Source organism: Lonsdalea britannica (assembly GCF_002111595.1).
Lineage (GTDB): Bacteria > Pseudomonadota > Gammaproteobacteria > Enterobacterales > Enterobacteriaceae > Lonsdalea > Lonsdalea britannica.
The window spans coordinates 163,838-185,081 of the sequence record NZ_LUTN01000002.1 but is presented as its reverse complement, the minus strand read 5'-3'; the positions used below and the strand labels follow the sequence as shown (position 1 = coordinate 185,081).

19 protein-coding genes and 1 pseudogene are annotated in these 21,244 nt (G+C 52.4%); 9 read left to right on the top strand and 11 right to left on the bottom strand.

Translation table 11 applies throughout. The features are described 5' to 3' along the window. Positions 1-142 precede the first annotated feature (142 nt). The 3 genes from phoP (at position 143) to AU509_RS02250 (ending at position 3,469) form a co-directional block, all read left to right on the top strand. The gene (phoP, locus tag AU509_RS02260; protein ID WP_085651998.1) at positions 143-829 is read left to right on the top strand and encodes a two-component system response regulator PhoP; all 687 of its coding nucleotides are present in this window, start codon (positions 143-145) and stop codon (positions 827-829) included. Continuing rightward, positions 830-2,281, top strand: a complete 1,452-nt coding sequence (gene phoQ / locus AU509_RS02255) for a two-component system sensor histidine kinase PhoQ (protein WP_085651997.1) — start codon at positions 830-832, stop codon at positions 2,279-2,281. 66 nt (positions 2,282-2,347) lie between these two features. After that, complete coding sequence (locus AU509_RS02250; protein WP_094117550.1) at positions 2,348-3,469, top strand: ribosomal protein uL16 3-hydroxylase; 1,122 nt, start codon at positions 2,348-2,350, stop codon at positions 3,467-3,469. 101 nt (positions 3,470-3,570) lie between these two features. Here the strand turns inward: AU509_RS02250 and pepT are convergent, their stop codons facing one another. The 9 genes and pseudogenes from pepT to AU509_RS02210 all read right to left on the bottom strand — a co-directional run bounded on the left by pepT (position 3,571) and on the right by AU509_RS02210 (position 11,850). Further along, complete coding sequence (pepT, locus tag AU509_RS02245; RefSeq protein ID WP_085651995.1) at positions 3,571-4,839, bottom strand: peptidase T; 1,269 nt, start codon at positions 4,837-4,839, stop codon at positions 3,571-3,573. A gap of 275 nt (positions 4,840-5,114) precedes the next feature. Beyond that, on the bottom strand, positions 5,115-5,363 hold the full coding sequence (locus AU509_RS02240; protein WP_085651994.1) for a FeoC-like transcriptional regulator: 249 nt from the start codon (positions 5,361-5,363) through the stop codon (positions 5,115-5,117). A 36-nt stretch (positions 5,364-5,399) separates the two neighbouring features. Beyond that, positions 5,400-6,914: a ferrous iron transport protein B gene (feoB, locus tag AU509_RS02235; protein ID WP_254901502.1), complete on the bottom strand. Its 1,515-nt coding sequence runs from the start codon at positions 6,912-6,914 to the stop codon at positions 5,400-5,402. Then, the gene (locus tag AU509_RS18435; protein WP_254901501.1) at positions 6,899-7,720 is read right to left on the bottom strand and encodes a FeoB small GTPase domain-containing protein; all 822 of its coding nucleotides are present in this window, start codon (positions 7,718-7,720) and stop codon (positions 6,899-6,901) included. The genes feoB and AU509_RS18435 overlap by 16 nt, the downstream gene beginning before the upstream one ends. Before the next feature lie 24 nt (positions 7,721-7,744). Beyond that, entirely contained in the window at positions 7,745-7,972 is a 228-nt protein-coding gene (locus AU509_RS02230; protein ID WP_085651992.1) for a FeoA family protein, read from the bottom strand. A gap of 1 nt (position 7,973) precedes the next feature. After that, positions 7,974-8,228, bottom strand: coding sequence for a FeoA family protein (locus tag AU509_RS02225; RefSeq protein WP_094117549.1), 255 nt, complete (start codon positions 8,226-8,228; stop codon positions 7,974-7,976). 272 nt (positions 8,229-8,500) lie between these two features. Continuing rightward, a pseudogene (gene prc / locus AU509_RS02220) lies at positions 8,501-10,518 on the bottom strand (carboxy terminal-processing peptidase). Positions 10,519-10,537: 19 nt separating this feature from the next. Continuing rightward, positions 10,538-11,260 (bottom strand): RNA chaperone ProQ, encoded by a 723-nt coding sequence (gene proQ / locus AU509_RS02215; RefSeq protein WP_085651989.1) that lies wholly within the window; start codon positions 11,258-11,260, stop codon positions 10,538-10,540. Between the two features lie 95 nt (positions 11,261-11,355). Continuing rightward, positions 11,356-11,850 carry a GAF domain-containing protein gene (locus AU509_RS02210; RefSeq protein WP_094117613.1) on the bottom strand — a complete coding sequence of 165 codons (495 nt, stop codon included), beginning with the start codon at positions 11,848-11,850 and terminating at the stop codon, positions 11,356-11,358. Between the two features lie 268 nt (positions 11,851-12,118). On the opposite strand from AU509_RS02210, the gene rsmF reads away from it, so the two are divergent. Together rsmF and AU509_RS02200 are read left to right on the top strand one after the other, a co-directional pair. Further along, complete coding sequence (gene rsmF / locus AU509_RS02205; RefSeq protein WP_094117548.1) at positions 12,119-13,567, top strand: 16S rRNA (cytosine(1407)-C(5))-methyltransferase RsmF; 1,449 nt, start codon at positions 12,119-12,121, stop codon at positions 13,565-13,567. A 117-nt stretch (positions 13,568-13,684) separates the two neighbouring features. Next, positions 13,685-13,876, top strand: coding sequence for a YdfD/YebW family protein (locus AU509_RS02200; RefSeq protein ID WP_085651987.1), 192 nt, complete (start codon positions 13,685-13,687; stop codon positions 13,874-13,876). Positions 13,877-14,070: 194 nt separating this feature from the next. Here the strand turns inward: AU509_RS02200 and AU509_RS02195 are convergent, their stop codons facing one another. Continuing rightward, complete coding sequence (locus AU509_RS02195; protein WP_409359740.1) at positions 14,071-14,937, bottom strand: helix-turn-helix domain-containing protein; 867 nt, start codon at positions 14,935-14,937, stop codon at positions 14,071-14,073. A gap of 403 nt (positions 14,938-15,340) precedes the next feature. On the opposite strand from AU509_RS02195, the gene AU509_RS02190 reads away from it, so the two are divergent. Continuing rightward, complete coding sequence (locus AU509_RS02190) at positions 15,341-15,562, top strand: hypothetical protein (RefSeq protein WP_085651985.1); 222 nt, start codon at positions 15,341-15,343, stop codon at positions 15,560-15,562. 1,137 nt (positions 15,563-16,699) lie between these two features. Beyond that, a complete protein-coding gene (smrA, locus tag AU509_RS02185; protein ID WP_085651984.1) occupies positions 16,700-17,266 on the top strand; it encodes a DNA endonuclease SmrA in 567 nt (188 codons plus the stop codon). A 49-nt stretch (positions 17,267-17,315) separates the two neighbouring features. Here smrA and AU509_RS02180 read toward each other — a convergent pair whose 3' ends face one another. Next, a complete protein-coding gene (locus AU509_RS02180) occupies positions 17,316-18,659 on the bottom strand; it encodes an MFS transporter (RefSeq protein ID WP_085651983.1) in 1,344 nt (447 codons plus the stop codon). Between the two features lie 434 nt (positions 18,660-19,093). Between AU509_RS02180 and AU509_RS02175 the strand changes: the two genes are divergently transcribed. Both AU509_RS02175 and guaD read left to right on the top strand, forming a co-directional pair. Next, a complete protein-coding gene (locus tag AU509_RS02175; protein WP_085651982.1) occupies positions 19,094-19,303 on the top strand; it encodes an ogr/Delta-like zinc finger family protein in 210 nt (69 codons plus the stop codon). Between the two features lie 345 nt (positions 19,304-19,648). Then, complete coding sequence (gene guaD, locus AU509_RS02170; protein ID WP_094117547.1) at positions 19,649-20,968, top strand: guanine deaminase; 1,320 nt, start codon at positions 19,649-19,651, stop codon at positions 20,966-20,968. Positions 20,969-21,244 lie beyond the last annotated feature (276 nt).

Sequence of the window (21,244 nt, the reverse complement as noted above, 5' to 3'; positions counted from 1 at the left end):
TGCTTTCTCTCCTTCATTCCCGCAGTTTGTTGACCCTAAGTTTATTGCCGTAGTGAATAATATGTTTTTCGATCAAACCCGCTAAACCGACAATCTGAAGCGAGGCGACCTTCGGATAAGCCTGGTTTCATAGGAAGACACTATGCGAATTCTGGTTGTTGAAGATAACGTTCTTTTACGACATCACTTAACTGTTCAGATGAACGAGATGGGCCATCAGGTCGATGCCGCCGCAGACGCGAAAGAAGCCGACTACTTTTTACATGAACATGCGCCCGATATCGCTATCGTTGATCTCGGACTGCCCGACGAGGACGGCGTTAGCCTGATTCGCCGTTGGCGGGCTCAGCAGGTCAAAATGCCCATTCTGGTTTTAACCGCGCGTGAAAGCTGGCAAGAGAAAGTCGTCGTGCTGGAAGCCGGCGCCGACGACTACGTAACCAAACCTTTTCATCTGGAAGAGGTGATGGCGCGAATGCAGGCCCTAATGCGCCGTAATAGCGGTCTGGCGTCTCAGGTCATCAGCATGCCGCCGTTTGAGGTCGATCTGTCGCGACGTGAACTGCTTGTCCACAGCTCGCCGATAAAACTGACGGCCTTCGAATATACGATCATCGAAACGCTCATCCGTAACCACGGCAAAGTCGTTAGCAAAGAGTCGTTGATGCTGCAGCTTTACCCTGACGCCGAGTTACGCGAAAGCCACACTATCGATGTCCTGATGGGGCGCCTGCGCAAAAAACTGCAGGCCGCCGACTCGCATGAAGTCATTACCACCGTGCGCGGACAGGGTTATCGCTTCGATATTCATCCCCGTCAGGACGGATAGATGAGTAGGAAATCACCGCTGTCGTTGCGCTTTCGCTTCTTGATCGCTACTGCCGCCGTCGTACTGGCGCTGACCCTCTCCTACGGCGGCGTTGCTATTGTCGGCTACAGCGTCAGCTTTGATAAAACGTCTTTTCGCCTGCTTCGGGGCGAAAGCAACCTGTTCTACAGTTTGATCCAGTGGCGGGATAATCAGCTGACCATCGCCCCGCCGCCTGAAATCGACATTAATTACCCCACGCTGGTCTTCATCTACGATCAAAACGGCAAACTGCTTTGGCGTGAGCGCGCAGTGCCCGAGCTGGAGGCGCGGTTCAAACCGGAGTGGCTGGCGAAAACCGATTATCACGAGCTGGATACCGACACCGGCACCAGTAATGCCGTGTTACAAGGCAGCCCGGCGATCCAAGATCGCCTACGGGATTACCATTCGGAAGACAAAACGCCTTTTACGCACTCCGTGGCCGTCAACGTCTATCCCGCCACCGACCGCCTGCCGCCGCTGACCATTGTCGTTGTGGACCGTGTTCCGCAAGAATTACAGCAGGCCGATGTCGTATGGGAATGGTTCCGCTATGTCTTTATCGCCCATCTTCTTCTGGTACTTCCTCTGCTGTGGCTCGCCGCCCACTGGAGCCTGAGACCGATCAAGAAACTGGCTAATCAGATACAGGAGCTCGAAAACGGCAGTCGTGAAAATCTGGATGAGCGCCCGCCTCAGGAATTGAATAGTCTTGTCCGCAACCTCAACACGCTGCTGAAAAACGAGCGCCAGCGCTACCACAAATACCGCACTGCGTTGACCGACTTGACCCATAGTCTCAAAACGCCATTGGCCGTGTTGCAAACGACACTACGCGCGCTGCGGACAGGCAAAGAGCAGACCATCGAACAGGCTGAGCCCGTGATGCTGACGCAAATTAGTCGGATTTCTCAGCAAATCGGCTACTACCTGCACCGCGCCAGCGTACATACGGATCACCTCAGCATTCCCCGAGAAATCCATTCTGTGCCTGCGATGCTGGACGGCCTCTGCTCCGCCCTCAATAAGGTGTATCAGCGTAAAGGGGTCTCTCTTTCCCTCGATATCGCGGCAGAAACCACATTCATTGGCGAGAAAAACGACTTTATGGAAGTGATGGGCAATATCCTCGATAACGCCTGCAAATACAGTCTGGAGTTCGTCGAGATCAGCGCCCAATATTCAGGCCAGATGCTGCATCTAATCGTTGAAGACGATGGGCCCGGCATCCTGACCAGCAAACGCGAAGTCATATTCCAACGGGGCCAACGCGCGGATACGCTGCGTCCGGGTCAAGGCATCGGGCTGGCCGTGGCGGTAGAGATTATCGAGCAGTATGAGGGAGAGATTATCATCGGCGAAAGCCCTTTGGGCGGCGCCAAAGTCGAAGCCATTTTCGGCCGCCAGCACCTCAATCAAAACGACCGCTGAAAGGTCCGCACAGACACAACGGTTCAGCTATAATCGCCTTCAGCCCTCTGATAATGGAAATGCATGATGGACTACCAACTTAATCTCGACTGGCCGGATTTTCTGGCTCGCTACTGGCAAAAACGCCCTGTGGTAATCAAAGGCGGCTTTACCTCGTTTGTCGATCCCCTTAGTCCTGACGAACTGGCCGGACTAGCGCTGGAAAACGAAGTGGACAGCCGCCTGGTGAGTCATCAGGACGGACGCTGGGCCGTCAGCCACGGTCCCTTCGACAGTTACGATCACCTTGGTGAAACCAACTGGTCGCTGCTGGTGCAAGCCGTTGATCATTGGCATGAGCCCTCCTCCGCGCTGATGCGCCCTTTCCGCTATCTTCCCGACTGGCGTATCGACGACCTGATGATCTCATTCTCCGTCCCCGGCGGCGGCGTGGGTCCACATCTCGATCAGTACGACGTTTTCATTATTCAGGGTACAGGTCGACGCCGTTGGCGTGTCGGCGAAAAGGTGCCGATGAAGCAACATTGCCCGCATCCCGACCTGCTACAGGTCGATCCATTCGAGGCCATCATCGACGAAGAGCTGCTGCCGGGCGACATCCTGTATATTCCGCCAGCCTTCCCACACGAGGGCTATGCGCTCGAAAATTCGATGAACTACTCTGTGGGATTCCGGGCGCCGAGCGCACGAGAGTTGGTCAGCGGGTTTGCGGATTATGTACTGGCGCGTGAATTGGGCAGTCACCGCTACAGCGATCCGGATATCACGCCGCGTGAACATCCGGCTACCGTGCAACCCGAAGAGCTGGATCGTTTTCAGCAGATGATGTTGGATCTGGTTCAGCAGCCGGAGTCGTTCAGACAGTGGTTTGGCGAGTTTATTTCCCAGTCGCGTCACGAATTGGATGTGTCGCCGCCGGAGCCGCCTTATCAATCCGGAGAAATCTACGAGTTGATGCAACAAGGCGAAACATTGCGCCGACTCGGCGGGTTGCGGGTGATCTGGCTGGAGGGCCAGTGCTTTATTAATGGCGAACCGTTAAACAGCCCGCATCAGGAGGCACTGTCGGCGCTGGCGGAACACTACGTCATCGACGGCAAAATGCTTAAAGACGCGTTGGACGATCCCTCTTTCCTTGCCGAGCTGACCGCATTAATCAATAACGGCTACTGGTACTTCGCGGATTAACCTCGATACGCCGATTGAACCACGCATCCCGATATCGGGATGCGTCACACCCTTCCCTTTAGTCTCTTTACCTACCAAGCATGACGTCGAAAGAACCGCACTCAGAGCTTCACCGCAAAGCTGTGCTTCGTTTGAGATGATTCACGCGTGTTCTGCGCGGTCAGTTCAGCGATATTCATGATGACGGCCACGGCGCTTTCCATGCCTTCTACCGTCACGAACTCATGTTTGCCGTGGTAGTTGTAGCCGCCGGTGAATAAATTGGGACACGGTAATCCACGAAATGACAGCTGCGCGCCATCCGTACCGCCGCGAATCGGCTTCATGACCGGTTCAATTCCACACTTGCGCATGGCCTGCTGCGCCAGCGCGATGACATGCGGATGCTGTTCAACCTGTTCGCGCATGTTGTAGTAGCTGTCGCTCATGCTCAGTTCGATATAGCACTCAGGGTGAAGTCCCTTGCCGACCTTTTCGGCGATATCCATCATGGTCTTTTTGCGTTGTTCGAATCCACTGCGTTCGAAATCGCGAATGATGTATTTCATCTCCGCCCGTTCGACCGTGCCTTTGATGCCGTGAAGGTGATAAAAGCCCTGATAGCCTTCGGTATTTTCAGGAGACTCATCGGCCGGGACTAGCTGGTGGAAACGAGTGGCCAGCGTCAACGCGTTGACCATCACCCCTTTGGCGCTGCCGGGATGCACGTTGTTACCCACGATTTTTACCGTCGCGGAAGCCGCATTGAAGTTTTCAAACTCCAGCTCGCCGATACCACCGCCATCGACGGTGTATGCCCACTCAGCCCCAAAGCCCTCCACATCGAAGTACTGAGCGCCTTTGCCCACTTCTTCATCCGGTGTGAAAGCGATACGGATATCGCCATGCGGGATCTGTCGCTTTTTCAGACGCGCTATCGCGGTAATGATCTCGGCAATACCCGCTTTGTCGTCAGCGCCCAGCAGCGTTTTGCCGTCGGTGGTAATCAGCGTGTGGCCCAGTAGTTGATGCAATACGGGGAACATCACCGGCGACAGCACTTCCTCGCCCACGCCCAGCGCAATGTCGCCGCCGCGATAGTTTTCAACAATCTGCGGATTAACATGTTTAGCGGTGTAATCCGGGGAGGTGTCCATATGGGCGATAAAACCGATGGTGGGGACAGACCAGGCGACATTGCTCGGCAGCGTCGCGGTAACACAGCCATGATTTCCGACCGTTACCTGCTCCAATCCCAAGGCCATCAGTTCTTGTTGTAAAACATGTGCCAGCTTCCATTGCCCATCGGTACTCGGCACCTGCCGAACGCCGGATTTGGATTGGGTATCAAAAGATACATAGTTCAAAAAACGATCGAGTAATTTTTCCATCTTTAACTCCCTTGGATGGACCGCAGGTTGCATTATGAATAGGGCTCTCCGGGTAGATATTGCGTCACATCAGTTTTTATTAGTTTCGCTACATAACGATAGCCTATAAATCGCCGCAGAAGCCGCAGCACGCCGGAAAAGGAGACGCAGGTGAGAATGTATGTAGCAAAACCGCCGCAGGCAATAACACGGTCAACGCAAGTGAATAACAAAAAAGAAACAAAAAAATCCCGCTAAACCTGATACAGATCTAGCGGGAGATGAGCGAGGAACAATCAGCGCGTTGCGATCTCGGAGGGCGTGTCGAGCCACTCGTAATACTGGCCAAGACTTTTATCGCACGAGCAACAGCCGCCGCATTGAGTGCTCACCGCCGCTTCGTGGAAGCGAATCAGCCCTTTGCGAACCCAAATCGCCATCATGCCGTCGATCACGCTGGGTTCGACATGAAAAGCGGCGCTGATATCGCGCACCGAGACTTTTTGTTTTGCATGAACGAAATCGCGCAGTTCAATTAAGGTCATACGTTACCCCCTAGTGACCCTTTCAGTGACGCCGGGTCATTGCACATCCTGGGCTAGCTGCTGCTGCGATAAACCATGACGACGCAGCAATAGTGCAGTCATGCTCCACATCACGACAACGCCCGCGATCGCAATTGTCGAGTACAGCGGGTGTTGAGCAAAACGCCCGCCCTGATACGCCAACACGGCGGCGCCATAGCCCAGCTCGATTGTCCAGGCGACACAGAACAGTGTCCAGCCAGTCCCTACCTCACGCCAAATCGCGGAGACTGCCGCAATACACGGCACGTAAAGCAGTACCATCAGCAAATAGCTGAATGCGCCCAATCGACCATCGAACAGTTGAGCAATGACCGTCAGTGAGGTGACAGAGAACTCATTGTCCTTCGCGACGGTTGCCGTATCACTCAGATCGCCGATTTCGATGCCAAGAGGATTTAACAACGCCTCACCCAACTTGCCGAAGTTTTCCGGCAGCGTGGCCAACGCTTCTTGAATACCCCCCCACAGGCTAAATGGCGCGGCCTCTTCGCCATCGGTACCGCTTTGCTGACTTGCCATCGTGCCGTAGAGCGAATCTAACGTCCCTACGACCGCTTCTTTGGCGAAAATCCCCGTGAATACGCCGACGGCTGCCGGCCAGTTCTCCGGCGAAATCCCCATTGGTTTAAATACCGGCACAATTTCCTGACCAATCGCCGACAGAACAGATTTCTGGGTATTCTGGTTGCCGAAGGTGCCGTCAGTCCCCAGCGAGTTGAAGAAACTGAGCACGGTCACGACCACGACAATCAGTTTGCCCGCACGCAGGACAAAGCCCTTGAGGCGCTCCCAGGTTCTGACCAGCACGCTGTTCAAACCGGGTAAGTGATAGGGTGGGATTTCCATGACAAAGGATGAGGCATCGCCTTGCAGTGCGGTCTTTTTTAATAGGAATCCCGTGCCAATCGCAGCGGCAATACCAATCAGGTATAGGCCGAAGACCAGATTCTGTCCGCCCTGAGTGAATAACGCCGTCGCAAACAATACGTACACCGGCAGACGCGCGCCGCAGGACATAAACGGCGCCATCATCACCGTGACGATTCTGTCGCTGTGCTTTTCCATCGTGCGCGTCGCCATCACGGCAGGCACGTTACAGCCGAAACCGACGATTAGCGGTACAAAAGCTTTACCCGGCAGCCCGATACTGCGCATGAAGCGATCCATAACAAAGGCGGCTCGCGCCATATAACCGGAGTCTTCCAGATAGGACAGAAACAGGTAGAGGCAGGCAATGACCGGGATAAACGTCGAGACGGTCTGAACCCCGGAGCCTACCCCATCGGCAAGCAGCGTCTTCAGCCATTCAGGGCAATGGAGCGCCAACAAGAGTTCGCCGAATCCTTTGACAAAAAGGGTTTCGGACACTTTGTCGAAGAAGTCGATGAAGGCGCTGCCAATATTGATGGTGAAGATAAACATCAGGTACATCACCAGCAGGAAAATCGGTATCCCCAGAAAACGGTGCAGTACAACCCGGTCGATTTTGTCAGTCAGTGTGGCCGACACTTCGCCGCGGCGAACCACGACATGGTTGGCAATCGACGCGACAAAGCGATAACGGCATCCGCCAGAAAGATATCCAGTTCGTCGCCGTAGTGTTCTTCCAGCGCAGCAACCTTTTGATCGGCCACCGCGAGCACATCAGACGGGATTTGACCGCGCACAGTGATATCGCGCTCCAACAGCTGGATTGCCGACCAGTAAGCGTTCACCTTCGGCGATTGGCGTTTCAGCACGTCGGCAATTGACAGCGCGGCCTCATGCAACGGTGGATCGTAAGGAACATCAACCGGAGGAATTTCGGGATGGTCCAGCGCTTCCTGACACATCTCCTTCAGCAAACCGATCCCCCGCTTCTGCGTCGCGGTAATCGCGATGACCGGACAGCCTAACTCTCGTCGCAGCGCTTCCATATCGATGTCCAGCTTGCGGGACACGGCGATATCCATCATGTTCACCGCCACCACCATCGGCACTTTCATGTCCAACAGCTGTGAGGTGAGGTACAAGTTGCGCTCCAGATTGGAGGCATCAACGATATTCAACACCAGTTGGGCTTCGCCAGCCAGAATGTAATCCCGTGCGACGCGTTCATCCTCCGAGCTTTCGGAGGCCGGGTTGAGCGAGTAAACGCCCGGCAAATCGACGAGGGTTATCTGACGATCTTTGAGACGACATTCGCCGACCTTTTTTTCAACCGTCACGCCCGGCCAGTTGCCGACCGTTTGTTTACTCCCAGTCAATGCATTGAAAAGCGTGGTTTTCCCGCAGTTGGGGTTACCTACGACACAAATAACGGATTGCGTATCCATAACGTCCTTACTCGCTGAGCAGCATTAACATTGTTCTAAGATCATGATTTTTGCTTCGTTTTTACGCACGCTGATGGCGGAGCCACGCACACGCAATTCGATGGGATCGCCCAGCGGGGCCACCCGAGAAACCGTAAATTGAACGCCCGGTGTGACGCCAAGCGCCAGTAGGCGTTTGCGGTAATCTGCCTCCCCTTTCTGATATCCCAGGACTTTCCAGTGAGTGCCTGCGGTCAGGGTTTCTAATGACATATTATTCACTCCTTCCTGACTGCTGTGGCGATACCCATACCTGTTTGCCCATATCCCAATTGATGGCAATGCGGCTGTCTCCAGCGGCCAGCATCAACGGCTGGTTGGCTTCGCGTTGAATGACCCGGACATCTCGTCCGATGCGGATCCCCAGATCCATTAAGCGTTGCTGCTGCTCGCCCGCAAGCCGAATGCGCGCGACCACGCTATGGGTGTTAAGAGGAATATCGAGTAGTGTTTGAATACGTAAGGTCATCTGCGGACCTCCAATCTGCCCCGGTAATATGGGAGTGCTAAAACGGCTGTCTTTATGCGAGATAAAAAGACAAGTAAGAATAATTCTTACTATATTTCAGTCAGCGGATGGGCGTTTGACACATGTCAAAACAGGTATAGGTAGGCGAAATAAAACAGAAAATGTGATGATTTGTTGATAATCGCGCGTGTCGATGTTTTGAAAAAATGCGGCAGAAACAAACAGGCCCCGACGTTATCCGCCAGGGCCTGTTATTCATACGACAGGACTTATCATTTAACCTGCTTTTGCTGAGCTAAATCTTCAGCAATCTGCACCGTCTGATCCAGGTACGGATCCGGCTCCTGATAATCCTTAGGCAAAGCATCCAACGTCTTCAACGTCGGCTTGCCTGCCGGGTCAAACGCTCGTTGATTCGCTGCAGACGAATGGCTTCATCGTCATTATTCTCTTTCTGCCGTTGAACCAGGTTCAGAGAAACACGATCGCGTTTGTCTTTAAGCGCCTTGAAGCGAGCAACATCCTGCTGGATATATTGGAACTCCGGATCTTTGGCGATACGCTGGTCGTAATCCGTCTTCAGGACCGGCAACAGCGAGGAGAAATCACCCATTTTGGTGTAATCCGCCGGCTTAATGCTGTCCCACGGTAACGCGTTATCTTCGAATTTCTCCCCGGTTTCAATGGTTTCCAGCCCAGTTGGCATGATGATGTCAGGCGTGACGCCTTTGCGCTGGGTGCTGCCGCCATTAATACGGTAGAACTTCTGGATTGTGTACTGCACCGAGCCAAGCGCCGGCCATTCCGGACGCAGCATCTGGTCGTAAATGCGGTTCAACGATCGATATTGCTGCACCGTGCCTTTACCAAAGGTCGGTTCACCCACGATCAACGCGCGTCCGTAATCCTGCATTGCAGCGGCGAAGATTTCCGATGCGGACGCGCTAAAGCGGTCAACCAGCACCACCAGCGGCCCTTTGTAATACAAGGTGGCATCGGTATCGCTATCTTCACGAATCTTGCCGTTATTATCGCGGATCTGCACAACGGGACCGCTAGGAATAAACAGCCCGGACAGGCTGACAGCTTCGGTCAGCGCACCGCCGCCGTTGCCGCGCAGGTCGATGATGACGCTGCTGACGTTTTCGGCTTCCAGTTTCTGGAGCTGAACTTTCACATCGTCAGTCAGGCCCACGTAGAAACCGGGGATATCCAGCACGCCGACTTTATCCTGACCGGCATTTTTGATGGTCATTTTAACCGCGCGGTCTTCGAGACGAATACGCTCACGCGTCAGCGTCACCGTTTTGGCTTTCGTCCCTTTACCAGCAGGGAGGATCTCCAGGCGCACTTTGCTGCCTTTCGGTCCTTTGATCAGCGCAACAACATCGTCCAAACGCCATCCGATAACATCCACCATCGGTTTTCCCGTCTGGCCGACAGCGACAATACGGTCGCCGACCACGATGCGTTTACTTTTCATCGCCGGGCCGCCCGGCACCATGGAATTGATCACAGCGTAATCTTCATCCATCTGCAATACGGCGCCGATACCTTCAAGAGACAGGCTCATTTCCGTATTGAACTGTTCGGTATTACGCGGGGAAAGGTAACTGGTATGCGGGTCGATCTCACGCGCGAGCGAATTCATGATCAGCTGGAAAACGTCTTCGCTGTTGGTCTGAACCAGACGACGAAGAGAAGCCTGATAGCGTTTGGTCAGAATATCTTTGATCTCGCTATCGCTTTTTTCCGTCAGTTTCAGACTGAGCCAGTCGAACTTGACCTTCGCGTCCCACAGACGATTCAGCTCGTCCTGCGATTGCGGCCACGGGGCTTTGTCTCGATCGAGATCGATGTAATCGTTCCCGGTGAGATTCACCGGTTTATTCAGCAGTGACAATGCATATTGATAGCGTTCGAAACGGCGTTTCTGCGCCAGGTTATACAACGCATAAGGTAGATCGAGCCGACCGTTATTCAGATCTTGACCCAACTGCCCTTTGCGCTTGTCGAACTGCGCCACATCAGATGCCAGCAGCACATTGTGGCTGTAGTCGAGCATGTTGAGGTAGCGAGCAAAAATTTTATCTGAGAACTGTTCATCCAGCATGAATTGCCGGTAATGGGAACGCAAAAACCGCGACGAGACGCGCTCGCTAACGGTGGCATCCTGCGCTTCCGGCTGCAACTGTGGAATCTGATCGACTCGTGTGATGTTCTCATTGGCAAAGCTGCTGCCAGCCAACAGAAGGCAGCTCAATACGGTCGATTTTACGAATTTGTTCATGCCGAGGTTGGCCTCCGTATCAGAACTGCAAGTGTTCTGCGCGTACGATCATCGCCATTCCTGAAGCCAACTGCACTCTGACTCCATCTTTGGCGACTTCAAGCACAGTGGCATCCATGGCACTTTTGCCCGCTCTGACTTTGATTTCCTGGCCGATATGCAGGCTGGAAATGTCCGTCACAGCCTGTCGCGGCGCCTGCTGATCTTCTCGAGCCGCACGAGACTGGCGCGGTTGATCCGATGAGGAAGTCTGTGCTGTACGAGAGGAAGGCTGGCGTGGCTTACGTGCGGCAGAAGCGGCGTTATCGCGGCGGGGAGCATTTTTCCCTGCGGAAGGACGTTTACGCGTAGGTTCGGCGGCGTCGCCCCCTTCAGCCCGTTTTTTCGCCTGCTGTTCAGCACGACGAGCCTGGACACGGGCTTTTGCTTCTTCCAGCTGTTTGCGCGCATGTTCTACGTGCTGTTCTTCCAGCTCTCCGCAAGGATTACCGTCCAAATCGACACGCTGTGCTCCCAGCTTGATGCCATACAGATAACGCCAGCTGGAGGTATAGAGCCTCAATGCTGAACGCAACTGCGTTTTACTGATGTTATCGGACTCGGGCACACGGGTGACCAGATCCTGAAAAATACCGATTTTTAACGGTCGTGCTTCGCCTTCGGTGGAGAAACAGAGCGGGAAATGCTCTGCCAGATAAGCGATGACTTCTTTGCTACTATTCAACTTAGGTTGATTTTCCATGAAATTTCCTGATTACAACGGGTTCGCCAACCGGCGCAGGCATGAACAGGCGTCATTATAATGACGCCATCGGCAATTGCTACGTTATCCGTGTCTCAACTAAGAGAATTGATGAAACTAAGTGCATCACTGTTTTCCAGTTGAGCATTTAGCGTTGAGACAACGGCCTTCAACCCAGCTTCATCATCGGCATCAAACCGCTGATATTCCGGGCTATCGATATCCAGCACGCCGATCAGTTGTCCATTGACCACCAGCGGCAATACGATTTCTGCATTGCTTGCCGCATCACAGGCGATATGGCCGGGAAAAGCGTGAACATCCCCCACCCGCTGTACCTGTTTCTCCGTGACCGCCCGACCGCATACGCCTTTTCCCGCAGGGATACGAACACAAGCAACACGCCCCTGAAACGGGCCAAGGAACAGCGTATCCTGATCGAGCAAGTAGAAACCAGCCCAGTTAACGTGTTCCAAACGTTCGAACAGCAAGGCGCTGCTGTTTGCCAGTATAGTAATAAAACGGTTTTCACCCGCGATCAGTGACGATAAATCCCTCACCAACTCTTCGTAAAATTCTTGTTTTTTCATCATACGGTAAGATTGTCTTTTCAAACTGCTCAGTGTTTTACACCAACGCGCCATTAAATAAGTATTCAGACCAGGATGCTACTAGATTTCTTCATCAGCATAAAATCAGCAAATGCTGTTACGGCAAAATTCGGGACAGTCTCACTTCCCGACTGATGGCCTGCCAGCATTTCAGCCGCCCTGAACAGGCGAACACCGTCCCCAAGCCTGTGAGACATCACTTTATGCTAAAATCCGCGCTTTGATTTTGCCCTAACGGAAATTGCCAGTGGCCAAACACATCCCAGCAACGCTCTCAGCCGAATTTATCGATGCAACGCAACGCATCATGCCCAGCCATCTCTCCATGGATGATTTCATTGCGGCCTGCCAACGGCCTCTGCGTCGCAGTATCCGCGTCAACACCCTCAAGATTAGCGTAGCGGACTTCTGCACACTTGCCTCTGCTCACGGGTGGGCGCTGGAACCCATTCCCTGGTGTGAAACGGGATTTTGGCTGTCGAACGTGGATGAGCAAGGGGCGCGGCTTGGCAATGCGCTCGAACACCTCGCCGGTTTGTTTTATATCCAGGAAGCCAGTTCGATGCTACCCGTCAGCGCCCTGTTCTTCGATGGCGAGAAACCGCAGCGCGTGTTGGATGTGGCAGCGGCTCCGGGGTCCAAAACGACGCAGATCGCGGCGTTGATGAATAACGAGGGCGGCATCGTTGCTAACGAATATGCCGCCAGCCGGGTCAAAGTACTCCATGCCAATTTACACCGGTGCGGCGTCAGTAATACGGCGCTGACGCATTTTGATGGGCGCGTCTTTGGCAGCGCGTTGCCGGAAAGCTTTGACGCCGTGCTGCTGGATGCGCCCTGTTCCGGCGAAGGCGTGGTCAGAAAAGATCCCGCGGCGATGAGCCATTGGTCGCTGGACAGTATTGCGAGCATCGCCGCCACCCAACGCGAGCTGATCATGAGTGCTTTCTATGCGTTGAAGCCCGGAGGAACGCTGATTTACTCCACCTGCACGCTCAACCATCAGGAAAACCAAGAAGTTTGTCGCTGGATGATGGCGCAGTTCCCGGACGCTTGTGCCATTGAGCCTTTACATGACCTGTTCCCTACGGCGCACCAGGCTGCGACGGAAGAGGGTTTTCTGCACGTTTTCCCTCAGATTTTTGATAGCGAAGGGTTCTTCGTCGCACGCATGAGAAAAACCGCCAGCGTTGCTCCCCTGCCGCATCCCGGCTTTAAAATGGGTAAGTTTCCGTTTACCCCACTGCACGGTAAAGTGGCGCAACCGGTGATAGCCGCAGCTCGTCAGCAGGGAATTGAGTGGAGTGAAGACCAGCTCCAACTGTGGCAACGCGATGATGAAGTCTGGCTTTTCCCTAGCGCGCTAACGCCATTACTTGGGAAGGTCCGTTTTTCCAGAGTCGGTATCAAACTCGCCGAACGGTTTGCCAAAGGCTACCGCTGGCAGCATGAGGCGATTGTCGCGCTGGGAGAGACGAACTCATCGGCCACATTCGAACTGAGTGCCGCAGAGGCGCAAGCCTGGTTTCAGGGAAAAGATGTGTATCCGGCCGAATTGCCTGATGTCAGTGAAGCTCTACTGATCTGGCGAAGCGCGCCATTAGGGATAGCTAAGCGCATCGGTAGTCGGTTTAAAAACACGCTGCCGCGCGAGTTGGTCCGCGATGGCGCCAGCGCCGGGCCTTACTGCGACTAACGTCCCCACGTCTGGGATGCTGGTCCGGCATCCCCTTTTTCCCACATTTTCAACTACACTTCCTGCGTTAGCCTGTTAAATATTCAGCCCTTAGTCATCCTAAGAGGAAGGCATCGCATGTTCGCATTGGTGATTTTTGTCTGCTACGTAGGCGGGAGTTGTGAAGACCTGGTTGCGGGCGTTTATGAGACAGAAGCGCAGTGCCTGAAAACCATGGGTGAGCAACGTATTCGAAATGGCGGATGTTATCCCATCGAAGACTTTATCGATGGATTCTGGCGCCCCGCCAGAGAATATCGGGATTGGTAATGACTCGGCATGACCTCTACGGCAACAGAGGCTAGACGACGGTAGGAATCGAAGAACACGGCGATGCTGATATCGTAAAGACCTCTGCTACTCTCGTTCAGTTCTTACCCTTAACCCTACAGGTTCACGCTCCAGCAAACGGTATCAATCATTTACGGACGTTGGAAAAGCGAAGCAATCGGCGCTTCGCCTCATCAAGCATTGCGGGTGATAGTGAAAACCACTAACCCTACCGGAGACACTTCCTCTGCCCCACACTGGAATTGCGCCGTACTACCAGTGACGGAGATCTTTTTACCCGGCAACAATGAAACATCATAGACATCGTTTCTGCCATCGATATCCAGCAGCCAGCGGCCATTACCGAGGCAGGTTACGCCGGTATCAACCAGCCATGAGGCCATGCTGCCTTCCACCAACAGAGGCGTGTTCACGCCTTCAGGCAAGAATGCGCTATCCGCTTTCCAGTCACCGGCCGCCTGCAATTTACCCGCTTTGAGCGTCTTTCGTGGCACCAGTACGGTATCGCCCGTGTCATTCGTCTCATGATGGAGATGATGAGGTGAGCCTTTACCTATAGCCAACCATTCCAGCGACACGCCGGTATCCAGCGCACACGCCACCACCACATCACCGGGAAAAAAATCACGGCGAATCCAGGTGCTGATGGTGCCAGGCGCGATATCCAATAACTCGCCCAGCTCTTTTTGCGTGCTGAAGCCGTAAGCATCCAGCATTCTCCGCAAGACGGCGCGCCCCCCTGAAGCCAAAATTTGCTCATAGAGCGCTTTGCCTTTGAGGTTCGCGTCTTGATGCAGCATCTCAGGCCCGTCGATAAATTCGCCAGTCACCAACCATCCTGCATCGACGCCATTATCAAGCGCGCATTTCAGAATGATATTGCCGGGGATACTGTCTCGCTGTACCCAGTTACTGATGGTATTTGCCGGAATTCCTGTAACTTCGCTCAATTCCTTTTGTGTTTTTACCCCATAGCTTGACAGGATTCGCCCCAGCACAGAAACCGTAGCTGTGGTATTACTTTCTCTGTTCAAAAACACCTCTTGAGCATGGAAATAGATACGTTATGTGTCTTAACCGCCCTAAAAACCGTCACCGCTCTAATTATTGAAGAAAAATCACGCGGCATCTGATGATATTACAATTTTACCCTTATCCAGCATGAAAATAATGAGGCCTTTTACCCAAATTTCCAGTGCAAATGCTCAGTTAACTTACTTACTAATCAAAAAACCGTCGCATCCGGCCGCAAACCCGGATTTTTGCCCTTCAAGATCTTAACTCACCGAATGACTCATTTTTAATCAATGAGTTGTGATCATAGCACCTGATTCCACGGTTAGGATTTCGCCGCGAAAATACCACGGGCAGTTATGGGTTGACGAATATCGCGTTCTGTAAAATACTGTATATAAATACAGTTACGAAGACAGGCGGACTATTGTGGAACATCTCGACAACCAAGCATTGACACTGGCCAGAATCAGGCTGATTGCAGATATGACATTGATATCACAAATCCGGCCTGACGAGATGCAAACAGCGATGTCGTTGATTGCCGATCTTGCTCATGGTGCGGTAGACGCGGAAGGCTTTCAGCAGGCGCTGCGGGAATGCGGCGACGCTCAATGGCTCAAAGCCTGGTTTGACCGCCATGCCGTTTAGACTCGCGCCTCGCGCATCCTATCGTTACTGAGCAGTTTCAGGTCAGCTTGAAATCTCGTTTGTAACATTATCTTGCTGCTATTTTGACATTCACCATCGCAAACACCGGCGTTAACGGCATCTATTTTCTTCAGGCCATTACCTAAAACTAGTTCTATTTTTTACTCATGTCTATTTGTCGATTCGATATAACTGCGAAGGTTATTTAAGATGGCTGAAAGCCAATAAATTGGTGGATATTCATACTTGAATTTATCGTCTTTACCCGTAGAGTTTGATATCCCACGTTTGAATTTTGCCACTGAAGATTATCATTGTTATTTCACCGGGTAGCATAACCAACGCTTGACACATAAGCGGTGACGATGTCATTCAGGAATAATTCTCGCCTATGTTAATCGCCTCGTAAAAATAGTGGATATCATCGTGATGATTCATGAATTTTTACCACTACCTGTTTTTTATTCTCATCCCCATTCACAGCGGTGAGACAGGATAAATCCTGTGGCCACACCCGCACCGCATCCGCCTACACAGACCTTGTGTAAGGTATGTCTGTTTATATGGCTATAGCGGCATCAGGTTGCCTCACATCGCGCTCACAGAGACAGATCATTGAAAGAACGCTGACGTTAGCCCTCTCGAATGATTTTTTGATATCGCGTTCTTAACGCTATATCAGCCGTATTTTGGTGGTAATAGAATAAATCCGGGAAATGCACAATATTATGAATAGAATGAAAAATACGCATCGATGACTCGGCAATCCAGTTTCGTTATTTTAGACCTACCGAAAAGAATAATCATCCAGTCCAAGAGATCGAACGGAAAAACACCGTTTTTCCTCACTGAGTTTTATACATCACACCGAGATGATGATTGTTATCCCTGCGCGGGAAACGTTCATTCAGCCGTGGCTAAGAATATAATATTGAATCAGAACATTTAAAAACGAAGACAATTTCGCCACAACCTTATTTTGAGGGAACGAGGGATAACCGTGAACGCCTTAATCACCGTGTCTTCTGCGATCTCCATTATCGGCATTACTCAGACTCCACATTCAAGTAACCCGATGATCTTTTTTCCCGCTCCCGTTATAGTCATCGTGTTCCATAGATCATCGAGGTAATGGCAATGACACCGGATGAAAAATCTTTGTTCAGACACGCAGTTGGCGATGTCACCCCACTGCGTTCTTGCAGTACGATGGTACACCTTAAGAAATCACCGGCCTTGAAAACCAAACAGGCTCCAGCAGAAAACAAACCGACCAATTTTCTGATCAGCGGCTATATCGACATCCTTGCGCTGGATCAACCTTTGATGCACACCCAGGATGGGATTCAGCGAGGCGTACTGGACAAACTGCGTCAGGGGAAATATTCGCTGGATGCCAGTCTGAATCTGATGAGAAAGCCCGTGGCGGTGTGCCGCGACAGCCTATTCGAGTTTATGCTGAAGGCGCAGCATGACCACCTGCGCAATCTACTCATCATCCACGGCAAAGGCCGCGATGACGAGTCCCACGCTAATATCATTCGCAGCTATCTTGCCCGCTGGCTGTCCCAATTCGAGTCAGTGCAGGCATTCTGCGTCGCACAGCCTGCGCATGGCGGTCATGGTGCTTGTTATGTCGCGTTGAAGAAATCAGCGCAGTTGCGTCAGGATAATTGGGAAAGGCATGCGAAACGCAGCCGGTAAGGGGAGGAACACAGGATTGCCCTATTGCTCAGGGCAATCCTTTCGCCATTCAGTAACTGAAAGCGACAGAGCGATGACGACGACCAAGCTGCCCTTTCGCCAAAATCATCAACGCCGTCAGGAAAGCCGGTAGCGCCAGAACGGCAAACATCATACCGAAGCTCCACTCCATGCCCAGCACCTGCGCGCCAGCAAACGCGCTCATGATCGCGCCCATACGCCCAACGCCATGCATCCATCCTGAACCTGTCGCACGCGCCGCCGTCGGGTAGAAACGGGCGGACAGCGCATTCATGCCGGTATTCGCACCGTTAAGACAGAAACCGCTGATCGAAGCCAGTAAGGCCAGTAAAACAAAATAGGATTCCGACAGTCCGATTAGCGCCGTCGCCACTCCGCCCGCCGCATAAATAACGCCAAGCGCCAGGTGAGGATTGATTCGATCCATTAGCCAACCGGCAAATAGCGAGCCAAAAGCGCCACCGGACTGATACAGGGCGGTGATAACCGTTGCTTGAGTGACTGTCATTCCAGCCTCTTTGATTACGGTAGGCAACCAGCTGCCTAGCAAGTAGACCATAAACAATCCGAAGAAATAGCCGCCCCAGAGCATGAAACTACCGAAACGGTACTCTTTAGACAGCACCAAACGTACAGCGAACGTTGCTTTTTTATCTTGTGCGGGCATCGCGAACTGAGTGCCACTATGGCTCACGCCAGGCGCAATTTTGTCGACGATGTGATGAATACGCGCCGAGTTCGCGCGCTTGGTCACCAAAAACCTCACAGACTCGGGCAGTTTGACGACCAAAAATGGCAGCAGCAACAGCGGTAATATACCGCCCATCATAAGAACGGTATGCCATCCCCACTGCGGGATCAGCCAGGAAGCAGCAAATCCGCCTGCTGCCGCACCGACGCTAAACCCGCAAAAGACGATGGTAATGATAAACGAGCGTTTCTTTTCCGGCGCGTATTCCGCAACCAGCGTTCCTACGTTAGGCATGGCAGCGCCTAGCCCCAGCCCAGTCAGAAAACGGAAAATAATCAGATGTTCCACGTTTTCCGAGAACGCGGCCAGCAGCGTCCATAAACCGAACAGGAATACGCTACTGATGATAACCACCTTCCGCCCACGCCAGTCCGCAAGCGGGCCCGATATCATCGCCCCCAGAGCCAGTCCCACCAATGCCGCGCTGATGACTACCGCCAGCTCAGCATTGCCAATTCCCCACGCGGCTTTGAGCGAAGGACCGATAAAGCCCATGATGGCGATATCCATGCCGTCCAATGCAATAATGCAGAATGAAAGGATGACAATCAGCTTTTGGTAGGAGCTGAGGGGACGTTCGTTGATGAGCTGACGAACGTCTAAGGGGGTGGAACCTGTCACGCTTACTCTCCAATAACTCTTCTGCGGGGCTGTTAACCAAGGCTTACACTGTAAACAATTATTTCCGACAGTAAAACAGTCCGACCATAATAAATTTGCTGTCCAGACGGATTCCGTGACAGAGCGCGCGAATGATAGCCAACGCGCCCCGTCAATGAAAGTACGAAACCGGTACCCGCTCTTTTTTACATCATCTATAGTAACCACCAAAAACTCATATTGTGAATAACAAAGGCCACGTTTTTCACATACCCCACCCGATAATTAATAATAACTCATTGAATTTAAATAATATAATTTACATCGCGAGCACAAGATCAGCAATTCAATGCTTTTTTGTGATTTTATTATTGAAATATATTTGCAAATTCAAATAAAAGGTTTCACCATAAAGGTTATGTTGAAGAGATGAATCTGTTTAAGGAGATACCACCATGATGCATTGCCCTTTATGTCACCATGCCGCCCATGCGCGTTCCAGCCGATATCTGTCGGATGGCGCCAAGGAGCGCTACCATCAGTGTACTAATGTCAATTGCGGGCACACCTTTGTCACACTGGAAGCCGTCACCCGTTCAATTATGGTGCCAGGCAAAGTGGATCCCGTAGAAGCCTCTGCTGACAACCCACCGCCACCGCCTTAATCACGCCTTCCCCCTACCTGGTCAGGGGGAATATCTTCCCCCTGACACGCTCTTTTAGCCCTCAGCCTACCCGTCACTTCACTTCGCAAACTCAAACAGCCCCCCTTGAGTCACTCACTGTTATTGACGCTCGCCGGATGCTGCTTTTAGTATCAAATGACTTTTACTGATTTTCAGTCACTTGCACACACAGGTCTTCATACAGAACAGGGCCTGCATGCTGACGAATTCCTTCCGCAGGAGAACACACTCAAAAATCAGCTGATAATTTCCCCTCGCCGTTGATGAAGCTTCCGAGGTGTCATTTATGGATAAAACCTGTCGACTCTTTTCATGGAGATGTGAATGATGGATGCCGTTCAAACACAGGCGTATCGCGCCAGCCTGCTGTATTTTACCGCCGACCCACGGTATGCCCCCGACGAAGCCACCCACTTTATTGACGATGGTTTATTGGTTGTTCAGCACGGAAAGGTGCTGAATGCGCTGAATTATGCGGACGTCACCGCCAAAGAACTGGCCCTTATGACGGTGAGAGATTATCGGGGCCAGTTGATTATGCCCGGCTTTATCGATACCCACGTCCATTTCCCCCAAATTGAAATGATCGCGTCTTACGGTGAACAGCTACTGGAATGGCTGAATACCTATACGTTCCCAACCGAGCAAAAATACGCGGATGCCGACTATGCTCACCACATGGCTCGAGTGTTCATCCGCGAACTCCTGCGACACGGCACCACCAGCGCAATGGTCTTTGCAACGGTGCATCCACAGTCTGTCGATGCCCTTTTCAGCGCGGCGGCAGATAAAGCGATGAGGCTGATTACCGGGAAAGTGATGATGGATCGTCATGCGCCGGAGGCGCTGTGCGATGACGCGCAACAAAGCTATCAGGACAGCCGCGCCCTGATTCAAAAATGGCATCATCATGAGCGGTTGCTGTATGCGGTAACGCCGCGCTTCGCCCCCACTTCCACGCCGGAGCAATTAAGACTGGCAGGTGAACTGCTACGCGAGTTTCCAGACGTTTATATGCAAACGCATCTCAGTGAAAACAAGCACGAAATTGACTGGGTTAAATCACTCTTTCCTGAGCATCGCCACTATCTGGACGTATATCATAATCACGGTCTCACGGGTTCTCGTTCCCTGTTTGCACACGCCCTCCATCTTGAAAAGGACGAAGTAGACACGTTGTCGCGCAGTCGTTCCTCCGTCGCCTTCTGTCCAAGCTCGAATCTGTTCCTTGGCAGCGGACTGTTCCCGCTACACGCGCTGAAAGCTGCCGGCATTCGCGTGGGAATGGGCACCGATGTCGGCGCTGGCACCAGTTTATCCCTTCTGCAAACGCTGAATGAGGGTTACAAAGTGCAGCAATTGCTGGGCGAGAAACTGTCTGCCCGCGAGGGGTTGTATCAGGCTACATTAGGAAGCGCGGAAGCGCTCTCCTTGGATGACAAACTGGGAAACTTCCTGCCGGGTAAAGAAGCGGATTTTGTCGTTCTCGACTGGGCGATCACACCGCTGCAGCAGTTGCGACAAGCGCAGGCGAGCACGCTGGATGAGAAATTGTTTGCCTTGATGATGCAAGGCGATGACCGCAATGTCGCTAAGACCTACGTCAACGGCGCGTGCGTCCACACACGCGAAGAGTCCACGTGATCCCATCCCGCGCATTATTGCTTAGTCACAGCACTGACATTACTGCGTGGTTTATTGGCAAAAACGAATCGTTTTCCATATAATTTTTCTTTCTTATTAGTTAGTTCGGGTGAGTAATCTCTGGGGCAGGAAAGTTTCTGGCTATAATGCAACTTATCAGCAGTCACTTACACTATGGGCAGCGGGCGACTGCGGCATAAAACACCGAATATTGCATTATGCTGAAATGGGACCAGAGCATTCTTTCCCGAAGCGGTTCGTGTTTTCTGTGACTCA